Source organism: Psychrobacter alimentarius, assembly GCF_001606025.1.
Classification (GTDB): Bacteria; Pseudomonadota; Gammaproteobacteria; order Pseudomonadales; family Moraxellaceae; genus Psychrobacter; species Psychrobacter alimentarius.
Genome location: NZ_CP014945.1, coordinates 918,834 through 932,073 on the forward strand (window position 1 = coordinate 918,834; position 13,240 = coordinate 932,073).

The 13,240-nt window shown below is 43.6% G+C and carries 9 protein-coding genes and 2 tRNA genes; 8 read left to right on the forward strand and 3 right to left on the reverse strand.

Annotated elements, in window-relative coordinates:
- Positions 1 to 127: 127 nt before the first annotated feature.
- The gene (locus A3K91_RS03945) at positions 128 to 712 is read left to right on the forward strand and encodes an NAD(P)H-dependent oxidoreductase (RefSeq protein WP_062844090.1); all 585 of its coding nucleotides are present in this window, start codon (positions 128 to 130) and stop codon (positions 710 to 712) included.
- A gap of 284 nt (positions 713 to 996) precedes the next feature.
- Here the strand turns inward: A3K91_RS03945 and ahr are convergent, their stop codons facing one another.
- The 3 genes from ahr to A3K91_RS03960 form a co-directional block, all read right to left on the reverse strand.
- Positions 997 to 1,998, reverse strand: a complete 1,002-nt coding sequence (ahr, locus tag A3K91_RS03950; protein WP_062844091.1) for an NADPH-dependent aldehyde reductase Ahr — start codon at positions 1,996 to 1,998, stop codon at positions 997 to 999.
- A 374-nt stretch (positions 1,999 to 2,372) separates the two neighbouring features.
- Positions 2,373 to 2,449 (reverse strand) — tRNA-Asp (locus tag A3K91_RS03955).
- Between the two features lie 38 nt (positions 2,450 to 2,487).
- Positions 2,488 to 2,563: transfer RNA gene (locus A3K91_RS03960), tRNA-Val, on the reverse strand.
- A gap of 376 nt (positions 2,564 to 2,939) precedes the next feature.
- Here A3K91_RS03960 and A3K91_RS03965 point away from each other — a divergent pair.
- The 7 genes from A3K91_RS03965 to A3K91_RS03995 all read left to right on the forward strand — a co-directional run bounded on the left by A3K91_RS03965 (position 2,940) and on the right by A3K91_RS03995 (position 13,198).
- Positions 2,940 to 4,547, forward strand: coding sequence for a cardiolipin synthase (locus A3K91_RS03965; protein ID WP_062844092.1), 1,608 nt, complete (start codon positions 2,940 to 2,942; stop codon positions 4,545 to 4,547).
- A gap of 100 nt (positions 4,548 to 4,647) precedes the next feature.
- Positions 4,648 to 6,111 (forward strand): tetratricopeptide repeat protein, encoded by a 1,464-nt coding sequence (locus tag A3K91_RS03970; RefSeq protein WP_062844093.1) that lies wholly within the window; start codon positions 4,648 to 4,650, stop codon positions 6,109 to 6,111.
- A gap of 120 nt (positions 6,112 to 6,231) precedes the next feature.
- Positions 6,232 to 7,836, forward strand: a complete 1,605-nt coding sequence (locus tag A3K91_RS03975) for a 3-deoxy-D-manno-octulosonic acid transferase (protein WP_062844094.1) — start codon at positions 6,232 to 6,234, stop codon at positions 7,834 to 7,836.
- A complete protein-coding gene (locus tag A3K91_RS03980; RefSeq protein ID WP_062844095.1) occupies positions 7,833 to 8,600 on the forward strand; it encodes a 16S rRNA (uracil(1498)-N(3))-methyltransferase in 768 nt (255 codons plus the stop codon). The genes A3K91_RS03975 and A3K91_RS03980 overlap by 4 nt, the downstream gene beginning before the upstream one ends.
- 339 nt (positions 8,601 to 8,939) lie before the next feature.
- The gene (locus A3K91_RS03985) at positions 8,940 to 10,070 is read left to right on the forward strand and encodes an extracellular solute-binding protein (protein WP_062844096.1); all 1,131 of its coding nucleotides are present in this window, start codon (positions 8,940 to 8,942) and stop codon (positions 10,068 to 10,070) included.
- Positions 10,071 to 10,193: 123 nt separating this feature from the next.
- Positions 10,194 to 11,870: an ABC transporter permease gene (locus A3K91_RS03990; RefSeq protein ID WP_062844097.1), complete on the forward strand. Its 1,677-nt coding sequence runs from the start codon at positions 10,194 to 10,196 to the stop codon at positions 11,868 to 11,870.
- Positions 11,871 to 11,995: 125 nt separating this feature from the next.
- Positions 11,996 to 13,198: an ABC transporter ATP-binding protein gene (locus tag A3K91_RS03995; RefSeq protein WP_416231988.1), complete on the forward strand. Its 1,203-nt coding sequence runs from the start codon at positions 11,996 to 11,998 to the stop codon at positions 13,196 to 13,198.
- Positions 13,199 to 13,240 lie beyond the last annotated feature (42 nt).

Consider the following 13,240-nt stretch of genomic DNA (forward strand, 5'->3'; position numbering starts at 1 on the left):
CTCCTACGCAAAAGTATTTTGAATATTTGTGCCTTCTTATCAAGTATCAGCTTATATATAATTTCTGCCAATCACAATTGATAAACCCATTCGCTTTCATCGGAAAATTTGTAAAAGGCAATTTATAATGAAGAATATATTGATATTAAACGGAAGTAAGCGTTTCGCCCATTCAACAGGCGAGCTTAATGACACCATGACGACAGTCGCTGAGCAGCAACTACTTGAATTGAGCCATAACGTAAAAGTAACCAATATTGATGCAGGTTATGATGTAGAAGAAGAGATTAGAAAATGGCTATGGGCAGATGTGGTTATCCAGCAGACACCTGCTTGGTGGATGGGCGTGCCATGGATCGTTAAAAAATATATCGATGAGATTTTTACGATTGGACATGGTCGTCTCTATGAAAGTGATGGACGTTCTCGTCATAATTCAGAAAATAAGTATGGCTCTGGTGGTTTGTTACAAGGTAAGCAGTATATGCTGTCAGTAACGTGGAATGCACCTGAGGCAGCCTTTACCGATCCAAACCAGTTTTTTGAAGGTGTTGGAGTAGATGGGGTATATCTTGCTACCCATAAGGCGTATCAGTTTTTGGGTATGCAGCCGCTGACAACCTTTATGAATAATGATGTCATCAAAAACCCAACTATTGATAGTGATATTGCAAGGTATCAAGAGCATTTAAATGCCTTGTTTGCAGTGTAGCTATTGCTATTTTTCACTCAGGTTAAAAATGAAATGACCGCGTATGTAAAGGTATCCGTTAGAGTTAGTACGATGTAAAATCGATACTTTAATAGCTACGTGCGATTGGTATAAATTTCCTTGCATGCTACTAATACAGAGACTGCGAAAAACTCATCCCAGTCGCACAGTCTTGTTTTTAACGTCAATTAACTGTATTTATGACGCATAAAAAAAGTAGTGATACGCCATCCATCAGATGAGTTATCACTACTTTGATTAAGATTGGCAAATATCAGCCAACGCTAGTCTTTTTCTAACACCACTCTATAGCGAGCGTTGCCGCTTTCTAGTCTTTCAAATGCTTCATTTATCTCAGACATTTTATAGGTTTCAGTGACTGGTTGAATATTATGTCGAGCGGCAAAATCCAGCATTTTTCGCAAGGTTGATGGTGAACCAACTGGCGAACCTGATAGACTTTTTTGAGCCATAATCATGGGTGCCGTTGCTATCTCTAGCGGTGCTTCTAGTATACCAACAAAGTGTAGTTTACCCTTTGGCTTCAAGGTTTTGATCACCAGATCCCAGTTCATATCGACGTTCACGGTTGATATGATTAAATCAAAAGAGCCCGCTGCTTTTTCGATTTCGCTATCTTCTCTTGAATTTAAAGAATGGTGAGCACCCAACTCTTTTGCTTCTTCCATCTTTGAGCTGCTGGTAAAAGCAGTGACTTCACATCCCCAAGCATTAGCAAACTGCAGCGCCAAGTGACCTAAGCCACCGATACCAATAACCGCCACTTTAGAGGTTGGTTTGATATCGTATTGCATAAGCGGGTTAAACACAGTGACACCGCCACACAGTAACGGTCCTACAGAATTAAAATCAAGGCCTTCAGGAATTTTTATAACGCTGGTGTCCTTTGCGCGTACTTTGTCCGCAAAGCCGCCATGGTTGCCAATGATGGTGCCTTCTTGTTCAGGGCATAGATTTTGGTCTCCACCGATACATAGGTCGCAAACGTTACAATAGCCTTTATGCCAGCCAAGGCCAACCTTATCGCCCAGCTCAAGATGCTTCACATGCTTACCTTTTGCCAGCACTTTTCCTGCCACTTCATGTCCACCGACAAAGGGGTATTGAGTCATGCCCCATTCGTTTTGCCACATAGATAGATCACTGTGACAAATACCACAGCTATGTACTTCGATTTCTACTTCGTGATCACCTAAAGCGCTAGGTTCGTATTGGTAGGGCGCAAACTTGCCACCTTTTTCTGTTGCTGCATAGGCGTTAATCATCATTATTCCTTATTTTCTATTATTTGTGGAAAGGCGTTATAAATATTTAATGGATATATTATCTAATAAAGCTGTTCTTAGCGTATTGCTGAATTTATTAATAATGGTTTGTGTAAAGAGAGTGGGATAGTGCAATTAACCTTCATTAATTTTGGTTAAAACATTGCAACCAATTTAAAAGGCAGAGCGTTTATATAACAGTTGATTTCAAAGATAAGAAAAGAGAAAGTGGATTGCCTTCTTTGTGAAGTAAAAATAATAAATAGAGAGATATTAAAAACCAATATGATATAGCAGACACAAAAAAACCTCAAGTAAACTAATACTTGAGGCGAAACTTGCTTAAACTGGACAGTTTAAATTCGTTTTAAATATGGCGCAGCGGACGGGACTCGAACCCGCGACCCCCGGCGTGACAGGCCGGTATTCTAACCAACTGAACTACCGCTGCTTAGGTCGTTTTAGCTTCTTTAAACACTTGCTAATAAGTGGTGGGTGATGACGGATTCGAACCGCCGACATTCTGCGTGTAAGGCAGACGCTCTACCAACTGAGCTAATCACCCTGAAGAGCGTATAAAAAAAGCATTGCTTTTTTAGCTCTGCAAGAAAAATTCTTTAAATAGAATTTCTATATTACTTCGTTAATATAAGTTGTCACACTTAAGTTAACTTAATCAGCTAGGGTTGTTTAAGTCCCCTTGCTGTGGGTGTGTATTATATAGAATTACGCATGGCTGTCAAACACTATTTTAAATATTTTCGCAAATAATCGAAGATATTTACCTAATGGTAATATTTACAATAACTTAAGTTTGCGATGGATAGGGTGGTTACCATGACGTTTATAAATGTCATCTGTTGTTCGGTAGCCAAAAGCTACTATACTATTGATGCTTTATTATTCACACTGTACTTTTATCTTGTTAAGCGGAGGCAAGCATAGACACTTTTACTACATGGTCGTTGGGAGACGTGGCTGGACTAGGTCTGGTACTGCATATCATTCTGATGATAGTAATGACGCTAAGAGTTGTGACGGTGCAGCGCAATATTGGTGTGTCAATTGCTTGGGTCGCTGTGCTTTATACCCTGCCTCTTTTTGGCTTTATTGCTTATCTCTTGTTGGGTGAGCCGATGATTGGGCGGCGTTATCGTAATCGAGTGGATCAAGCAGGGATGATGATGAACGATATGGCAAAGCGTGAACATCTGGTGTTTGATCAAGGGCAGGAGTTGCTACCAGCCAATTATCGCGGTGTGAGTCAAATAGGCACACGTTGGACAGGGCTTGGTGTTTTTCCTGAACACAAAATGCAATTATTGACTGATCCCAACTCTATTTTTCAAGGATTGATTGAGGATATTAATACAGCGCAGCGTATTATTCTTATGGAGTTCTATATCGTTTATCCTAAAGGACAGACATTAGACGTGATAGCGGCGTTATCAGCCGCTGCACAACGCGGTGTGGAATGCCATATATTGGCTGACAGCGTGGGAAGTTTTAGTTTTTTCAATAGCAAAGAACATCGTATGCTAGAAAAAGCAGGCGTCTTCGTCCATCAATCGCTGCCAGTGGGTTTGTTTAAGACGCTCTTTAAGCGTTCTGATTTGCGCAATCACCGCAAAATCGTGGTCATTGATGAATACATCGGTTATATCGGTAGTTTTAATTTGGTTGATCCCAGATTTTTTAAACAAAATAAAAAAGTCGGGCAATGGATTGATGTGGCAATACGTACGACCAGTCGTCAATCTATGAGCATTACCACCGCGATGGCAAAACTGGTAGCAACAGATATCGGTGCTGAAAATAAGGATAATTTAGATGCACTACATCATCGGGTAAACAATTATACGCGCAAGCTGTATGTGATGGATCCAACTATTAATGATTTGAACAGTCGGGTAAAAGTGCTGGGCAATAATGTGGCGCATCATGAGCAAGCAGAGAATGGCTCAAAATTAATTGCCATACCTCGAATGCCTGTTGTAGAAGGTGTTTTAGCGCAGCTGATACCATCAGCACCTCGAGTGACAGCTCATGTAATTTATAATACGTTAGTCACAGTAATTCATCGTGCTAATAAAAGTATTTGCATTACTACCCCGTATTTTGTGCCGGATGAAGCGTTATCAGGGGCGCTTACAACAGCAGCGAAGCGTGGCGTGAAGGTCACGCTGATTGTCCCTGAAAAGGTCGACTCCTTCCTTGTACAGCACGCATCGCAAGCGTATTATCAAGAATTACTTGAAGCTGGCGTCATTATTGCTCTATTCAAAGGCGGTTTATTGCATGCCAAAACAGTGGTCGTCGATGATGACTATTGTTTATTTGGTACGGTAAATATTGATATGCGCAGTTTTTACCTAAATATGGAAGTCAGCTTGGCAATTTATACGCCAGAAATGGTAGCTCAAGTAGCAAGTTGCCAAGAAGTCTACTTGCAACATTGCCGATTTTTAGGCTTAGAGGAATGGCAACAGCGTCATGGTGCTGCGCGTTTGTTTGATAATGTGGTTCGCCTATTTAGTCCTTTATTGTAGCGTTTTTACTTTTAGGTTAAGGTAACCTATCGCTATTAATGACGCTCACTGTTTTAGCCATACCACATTCCACTTATTGGTAAAAAGGACACGATTGTTTATGTCTGCATTGCTTTTGACACCACTTGATTATACCGCAGCAGGATATTGGCAGGACTTTTTAGCTGAGCGTCCCATTGCTGGCGGTATTGTTTATGAAACCGAGCTGCGCGACTGTGTATTGGATGAGTCACTGGCAAGTTTGCAGCGTATAGATACATTATTGACGCAAATACGCCGTGATATGATTAAAGCGGGTCAATGGCATGAAGAAACGTTACTGATTGATGAGCGTTATCGTAACTTTATGGTGTTTCTGGCGTTTTATGCAGGACAAGTCTTAGCCCAGCGGTGGCAGCATACGCCGCATTGGTATGGTCAATTTGAGCTACGCAAACGCTATCCAAACGTATCGTTAACAGGTGATGATTTTTATCAGCATATGGCGGTTGTCTATCGTGAGGATACGGAACACAGCACCTCACATAATGGCAGTAACTCTGCCTTTTTCGCCTTAGAGCCAATAGGGCTGCGTTTGTTTGGGCATATTGATCGACCATTTGAGGCAGTACAAGGTGGTCAAGTAGCAAGCGGTTTATATCAAGCGGTTAGCTTACGATTACCAGGTGTCAGCAAGCCATCCGTTGTCAAAGCTGCTGTACCCGATATCATTCAGAATGTTGGTACACATAAAACGGCTGAGCCTTATTTAGACACTGTCCCAGAACTGCCTCAAAATTCTAATCAAGTGTTAGTTGGTCCGTCAGATAAAATAGAGACCAGTTCGACACCAGTCAATAATCCCTCGTTTACAACAGACTATCAACCATCGCCAAATTTAAGCAGCGCTGAGACACCATCAGTTGATACGGCATCAGACACGCTTATATCATCCAAACCTGCTGCTGTCTCAAAAACGCCTCCAACGCCAGAGATGTTTACGCAGCTTCTTATAGAGTTAAATGAGATTGAAGTGGTACAAAGCGCTGACAATATGGCGTACCAACAAGCTTGTCGTGTGTTGGATCAGTTTGAAGAACACATTGCCAAACAAAACAAACCCCGTGCGCAAGTTTCTTTTTCACAAAATCATCTAAAAGCAAAAAAACAAGCATTATTGAAGCTACAAGAGGCTGCTAATGCTGGCAATACGGCGGCCATGTTACGTTTGGCAATGTATGAATTATTGGGTGAGGGTTTGGCGGTGGATAAGTCTGCGGGAACGGCGACAGGGGCAGAGTGGGTCAAACAAGCCGCCAGCAAAAACGACAGTCGGGCCCAGCGCCTCCTTAGTAAAATGTATTACCAAGGCATAGGGGTCACGCAAGACATAGAAAATGGTCAGTATTGGCTCACCCAAGCTGCTAAACATGGTCATGCTGAAGCTGCTGACTTGGTCGCCCATTGGCAGCAGACCCAAGACTTGATGAGTACACAAAAGCGAGAGCAGCACAGTATCAAGCGGTATCAAATCTTGCTTGGAGCGGTGGCGGTGATAGCGATGTTGATTCTCATTCTTCTCTAAGCTCTTTTGTGGTAGACCGTGCTTAAAAGCGTATTGTTATGTGCCAAATTCAGGTAGAATTGGCGCATTTTTTACTACTAGCTTTTTGTTTATCAATCCATTACTCATCTGGGCTGCTTCATGTCATCTCCCCATACAACTCCTGATTGTCCTTCGAAGTCGTCTGATAGTGCTTCTTTACCCAGTCGTTCTGTGCACACGCCACCTTTTTATTATCAATTTGGTATTGGATTACTCAAGCCGTTATATCGAATGCAGGTATGGCGACGCTCACATAAGCGCGATTATTATCAACGAGAAGTGGCGCAACGGTTTGGTAAACACTATCCCGCTCGTCCAATAATAGAGTCTGCTACTAATAAAAACGAACCCCACGCAAATAAAGGCGTGATTTGGTGTCATGCGGTCTCATTGGGTGAGACCAACACGGTTGCGCCTTTATTAGATGCATTACTGGCTGAGGGTTATAAGATATGGCTGACCAATACCACTCAGACAGGGTTTGCTCGCGGTGCCAGCCGTTTTGCCGACGAAATTGCTCAAGGTCATATGAGTCATAGCTATGTGCCGGTCGACAGTCCGGCAGTCATTGAGACGTTTTTGGCACATGTAAACCCTGTGGCAGCTTTGTTTGTAGAGACGGAGCTATGGGCAAACATTTTAACCAAACTCTCTGAACACCAGATTCCTAGTATCTTGGTCAATGGACGTTTATCGGCGTCCTCTTTTAAAAGCTACCAGAAAATTGGCGCCGTCAGTACCAGTATGATGAAAAATCTGACACTCATCATCGCGCAAGACAATGAGTCGGCAAAACGCTTTCGGCAATTGGGGGCGCACAGTGCGCAAATTCGTGTGGCAGGCTCGCTAAAGTGGGTGATCAATACACCTAAAGTGACGGACAGCGCCGCTTGTATAGAAAATACCCATAACTCTATTGATTTATTAACACAAAAAAGCAAGCTGGCAGAAGCGCTGGGCGTCGCTGGTCGACCGATTTGGGTGGCGGCAAGCACACATAGCGATGAAGAACAAACGGCACTGTCACTACACCAGCAATTACTGTCCAATTCAGCGCTGGCTGACGCGCTATTAATTGTGGTGCCCAGACATCCCGAACGTTTTGACGAAGTCGCAGAGCTGATTCAAAACACAGCATTAAAGATGGCACGGCGTAGTAACGAAGAGGCAATAGAAGCAGGTACACAAGTATATTTAGCTGATAGTATGGGTGAGCTGATGACGTGGTATACGCTAGCAGACGTGGCGCTGGTGGGCGGCTCGTTGGTTGATATTGGTGGGCACAATCCAGTGGAGCCTGCGAGTGTGGCAACGCCTGTGATTATGGGACGCTACACGCAGTCTTGTCAAAGCGTAGTCGATGCGCTGTCTGAAGTAGGAGCTTTGTATCAGCCGAATAATGCGTTTTATCGTCCCGCTACTAGAGAACAAGTGGCGCCGAATGACGCTGGTAAATATGAGCAGACCATCCTACAAACCACCTCAAATATAACTCAAAAACCCGCGCGCAAAGCGTCTAATAATGAGGATGAGACAACACTGATTTATCAACAGTTGGTGTCTTGGTTGGACAATTTGGCATTGGCAAAACTGGCTGGACAGGCTGGGTCCCGTATGACAACGAAGCAACAAGCGGTATTGCCTCGTCAACTTACAATGATTACGAATATTATAGAGAAGCATGCGGGTTTAAAAACGTTATGAACTGTATATTACTTCCAGCCGAAAACATCGTACATGAGACTGCTCAGATTAATACTTTGTTGCAAGTGCGTCATGTGACTCAAATATTAGATGCTAAGGTTGGTGAGTCACTAAAGATAGGTCAGATCGGCGGACAGCTAGGCACAGCAATCATTGAGTCTATAACACAAGACTGTATTCAGTTACGTGATGTTCAGCTCACGATTGCACCACCACCTAAACTAGATCTGACAGTGATACTGGCGCTGCCCCGACCAAAAGTGCTACGACGCCTGATCATGGATATGACGGCGCTTGGCGTACGACATATCATTCTTATCAACAGTTATCGTACTCAAAAAAGCTATTGGCAAAGTCCAATGCTGGAGCGCTTAGATGAGTTCGTGTTAGAAGGGCTGCAACAAAGTGTGGATACGATAGCGCCAAGTATTGATCTAAAAAAGCGCTTTAAACCCTTTGTTGAAGATGAACTGGCGAATCTGGTCACTAATGGTGCTATTGTGGCACATCCTTATAGCACACAGTCATTTGCTCAGTATATAAAAAAGCAGCCTTTAGACAAGCTCTATCTAGATCACCCAGATTCAAAAAAGCCGCCGGTTTCTGGCTTGCCAAGTTTGGTATGCATCGGTGCTGAAGGTGGCTGGATTGATTACGAGATAGCGTTGTTGGCCACTCAAGGTTGCGAGCCTGTGCATATAGGGCCGCGGATTTTGCGCACTGAAGCTGCGGTTAACGCGCTATTAGGACAGTGGCTGCTGTAAAAAGAAGTGGTTTATTGATGGTGGTAATTTAGAAATATTTATACCCGCTGAGCTTTTGTAGTGGTAATTTTTTTGCTCCATTGACTGTACAGAAATTAACGTTATTGAGTTCAGGTTGGCGATTTACATACGGCTGGAGGGCAAGTTATCAAAGGATTTGTGAGAAAAAAATGCATTGATAATTACTCTCATTTACATTAGTATGTCGTTTCTAGATATTATAGTCTTGACCATTTTAATCAGTGGTTGACGCAATAAATGGTCGCACAGATTTTTTCACCAGCCTTTCTAACGTTTGATAATACTATCTTTCTTTTATAACACCATTGTGGAGAAACCATGTCACTGAATGCCATCACTACCATTGCGAGTTTTAGTAAGCTGACCTTACCTGTTGCTGTATTTGGCATGATGCTGGGGCTTACAGCTTGTAGCGATTCTTCTACGACAGACGGTAGCGCAGATACAGAACCTGCTAGTACAGAAGCAGACGTTGCGACCAGTGATGCTGCTGACGTTAAGGCTGATACTGAAAATCATACTGTTACTATCTACTCATCACGTAACGAGCAGCTTATTAAGCCATTGCTTGATCGTTATACTGAAAAGACAGGTGTGAAGGTTGAGTTGGTCACAGATAGTATTGGACCATTGCTTGCACGTTTAAAAGCAGAAGGGCAGAATACGCCAGCTGATATGCTCTTGACCGTTGATGCAGGTAATTTGTGGCAAGCTTCGCAGGAAGGATTGCTCCAGCCAGTAGCTTCTGATATTTTAGAAGCGAATGTCCCTGCAAAATACCGTGATCCAAAAGGTCAGTGGACAGGCCTGTCATTACGCGCGCGTACTATCTTTTATGACCCAAGCAAAGTCAACGCTGACCAATTATCGACGTATGCAGATTTGGCTGATCCAAAGTGGAAGGGCAAGCTGTGTCTACGTAGTTCTAAGAAAGTTTATAATCAATCACTTGTAGCGAGTATGATTGAGCACTTAGGCCCAGAAAAAACTGAGACCATCATCCGTGGTTGGGTCGATAATTTGGCCACTGATATATTCAGTGATGACACAGCGCTGTTAGAAGCGATTGCTGCTGGACAGTGTGAAGTCGGTATCGCCAATAGCTACTATTATGGTCGTCTGCTCGATGAAAAGCCGAACTTTCCTGTTAAGCTATTTTGGGCAAACCAAGGCACAACTGGTACGCACACAAATATCTCAGGCGCGGGTGTGGTGGCAAGCTCAGACAATGCAGACGACACGCTTAAACTTATAGAATGGTTGTCATCTGATGAAGCACAAGGCATTTATGCCAGCTCAGACAAAGAATTCCCAGTAAAAGAAGGGGTTGATGAGTCGGAGATGCTCAGATCGTGGGGTCAATTTAAGAAAGACGATATCAACGTGCAAAAATTTGGTGAGCTACAGACTCAAGCCATTCAAATAATGGATAAAGCAGGTTATAAATAACGACTTTTAGTCATGGTGGTTGATAATGGCTTTTATACCAATCTTTAACAGTAGCTTATAGTTTTGGGGTTGGTATAAAGCCGCTATACGCATGACAGGGCATTGAAGCATGGTAATAACGATATGAGCACAACGCCAAACGCGTCTGTTCGTCAAGCTGGTACAGTTGATGATCGTCTTAGTCAGCCGCAGGTTGCCAGTCAAGACCATACACTCTTTAAACGTTTTCTTTCAAAATCAGTCTTAGGACTGATTTCGTTGTTTATGCTCATCCCAATTTTAATCGTGTTGTTGTCATGGACTCAGCCGGTCGCTGACATTTGGTCGCACATGGCAGAATATGTGCTACCAGAAGTACTCAAAAATACGGCAATTTTATTGTCGATGGTGATAGCCATTTCTGGCATCATTGGTACCACGCTTGCTTGGATTACCAGCATGTACCGCTTCCCTGGACAGCGGTTTTTTTCGTGGGCATTGATGTTGCCGTTGGCCATTCCTGCTTATGTATTGGCGTTTGTGACGATCGGCATTGTTGATTTTAGTGGGCCATTGCAGACCGGTTTGCGGGATTTTGGCATTGATACAGCGATTCCATCAGTACGTAATATCTGGGGCGCAGGTCTAGTTCTATCATTGGCATTCTATCCTTATGTTTATTTGTTGGCGCGCCAAGCTTTTTTATCGCAAGGTCGGCGTGCGATTGAAGCAGGACAGATGCTTGGTTTAGGCCGAGGGCAGGTGTTTTTTAAACTGGCATTGCCACAAGCACTGCCATGGATCGTTGGTGGATTATTGCTGGCAAGTATGGAAACCTTGGCAGATTTCGGTGCAGTATCAATATTTAATGTCGATACCTTTACGACCGCAATTTATAAAGCGTGGTTTGGGTTTTTTAGTTTAACGACGGCAGCACAGTTAGCGGCGTTGCTAATTGGGGTAGTCTTCATCGTGGTTTTGTTTGAGCAGTACTGGCAAGCAAAGCGCGGACGTTCGGTGACTCAAGGCAATAGTCAACGTTTTGAAACCACTACGCTTGCCAAATGGGGCATGACGCTGCTATGTATGCTCGTATTTGCAGTGGCATTTTTCATCCCATTTTTACAGCTGATCTATTGGACGGCATTGAATTTCAGGCAAGACTTTGATGCGCGTTATATCGATTTTGTGACCAATAGCTTTATGATTGCTAGCATGACTACGCTCTTTATTGCTGTTTTGGCGATTATTATGGCGTGGATTAAGCGGCAGTATCCTGATAAATTGACCAAGCTGATGACCACGCTGGCCAATTTAGGTTACGTGGTGCCCGGGACGGTATTGGCAGTGGGTATATTTATTCCGATTGCTTGGCTAGACAATCAAATGATTGCTTCTGGAATAATCTCAAAACAAGTGCTATCAGGTAGTGTGATTGTAATGCTACTTGCCTTATCTACACGCTTTATGACAGTCAGCTTTCAGCCAGTAGATCGGCAATTACAGCGCTTGACAGTCAATCAAGAAGCGGCGGCCAAGTTACTTAGTGATAGCGCATATCAGCGCTGGCGACAAGTGGTGTTACCGGTGCTGAGCCCAGGAGTGTTGACAGCATTATTGATGGGTTTTGTCGAAGTCATGAAAGAGATGCCAATTACGTTAATGACACGGCGACAAGGCTGGGATACGCTTGCAGTACGGGTATTTGAGATGACCAGTGAAGGCATGTGGGGACGCGCGGCATTGCCCAGCCTATTGATTGTACTGGTTGGACTGTTGCCTGTTTGGATATTATTGCGTCAAAGCGACAAGCAGCATTAAAGGCGGGCGCTAAAATAGATTGAAAGCAGGCGATAGCCTTTTTGTCGTTATGATGATTGTACTGTTTTATCCGTGAGTTTTTATTTAATATTATTTAACGAGTATCTTCCATGCACACTGATTCGATGAAAGATTCAACAGATCTCAAATCAATAAACACCAGCTCAGTGAGTGACACTAAGCCTTATTTTAGCGTGCAAGATTTGGTGGTTGGCTATGACGATACGATAGTCGTCAATGGATTGTCTTTCATTCTGCAACAAGGCGAGATTGGCTGTTTTTTGGGATACAGTGGATGCGGTAAAACTACGGCATTACGTGCCATTGCAGGATTGGAGCCGAGTCGCGGCGGTAGCATTCATCTAAGCAATCAGTGTTTAACTGACCAAACGGCTAGTAACGCATTGACCGTAGCGCCAGCCAAACGTGGCATGGGTATGGTGTTTCAAGACTATGCACTTTTCGGTCATCTAAGCGTCGCAAAAAACATCGCTTTTGGGCTGAATAAATGGTCTGCGGCCGACAAAAAAGCCCGCGTGGTTGAGATGCTAAGCTTAGTCGAATTGACCGAACATGCTGACAAACGTCCTCATGAGCTTTCAGGTGGACAGCAACAGCGCGTAGCATTAGCACGAGCATTGGCACCTAAGCCTAAGTTGTTGTTGCTGGATGAGCCATTTTCGAATTTGGATGTGGTATTGCGTGAGTCGTTGGCAATGAGTGTCCGTGACATTCTCAAACGCACCAATACTACTGCTATCTTAGTGACTCATGATCAAAACGAAGCTTTTGCGCTGGCAGATAAAGTTGGGGTGATGGATAAGGGTAAGCTTGTGCAATGGGCAACCCCAAGCGAGTTGTACCATGAGCCAATCAGTCCTTTTGTTGCCGAGTTTGTAGGCGAAGGCGCAATGATAGATGGCATCATAAAAGACGGCCGCATCGAAACCGCCTTGGGGAATATTTATCGACGCATGGAAGTTTATGACGAATTAGGGCAGCCGCAATACTGCGCGTATGATTATCCCAACGGCACGCCGATTAAAGTGCTGGTGCGTCCTGATGATATCATTCATGATGATGAGAGTACGCGAACAGCATTGGTGATTGGGCGCGTGTTTCGCGGTGCCAACTATTTGTATCGCTTACAGCTTGATGATGGGCAGACAGTGTTATCTTTGGTCGCCAGTCACCATAATCATGCGATAGGCTCGCACATTGGTATTTTACCCTTGTTAGAGCATGTCGTGGTATTTGATGAAAAAGAGATCAATGCCACGACGTGGTCAGAATCTGATAAATCAAAAAGAGTGGAAGAGATTAGATAAAACAAAACGGTTTGCTTTGCCTGTAACTTTAGACTGGCTATC

Bases quoted from the DNA above. Each gene is read 5' to 3' on its own strand.
- A3K91_RS03945 (WP_062844090.1), top strand. From the start codon at position 128: ATGAAGAATATATTGATATTAAACGGAAGTAAGCGTTTCGCCCATTCA.
- A3K91_RS03990 (WP_062844097.1), top strand. From the start codon at position 10,194: ATGAGCACAACGCCAAACGCGTCTGTTCGTCAAGCTGGTACAGTTGAT.
- A3K91_RS03980 (WP_062844095.1), top strand. From the start codon at position 7,833: ATGAACTGTATATTACTTCCAGCCGAAAACATCGTACATGAGACTGCT.
- A3K91_RS03985 (WP_062844096.1), top strand. From the start codon at position 8,940: ATGTCACTGAATGCCATCACTACCATTGCGAGTTTTAGTAAGCTGACC.
- A3K91_RS03995 (WP_416231988.1), top strand. From the start codon at position 11,996: ATGAAAGATTCAACAGATCTCAAATCAATAAACACCAGCTCAGTGAGT.
- ahr (WP_062844091.1), bottom strand. From the start codon at position 1,998: ATGATTAACGCCTATGCAGCAACAGAAAAAGGTGGCAAGTTTGCGCCC.
- A3K91_RS03970 (WP_062844093.1), top strand. From the start codon at position 4,648: ATGTCTGCATTGCTTTTGACACCACTTGATTATACCGCAGCAGGATAT.
- A3K91_RS03975 (WP_062844094.1), top strand. From the start codon at position 6,232: ATGTCATCTCCCCATACAACTCCTGATTGTCCTTCGAAGTCGTCTGAT.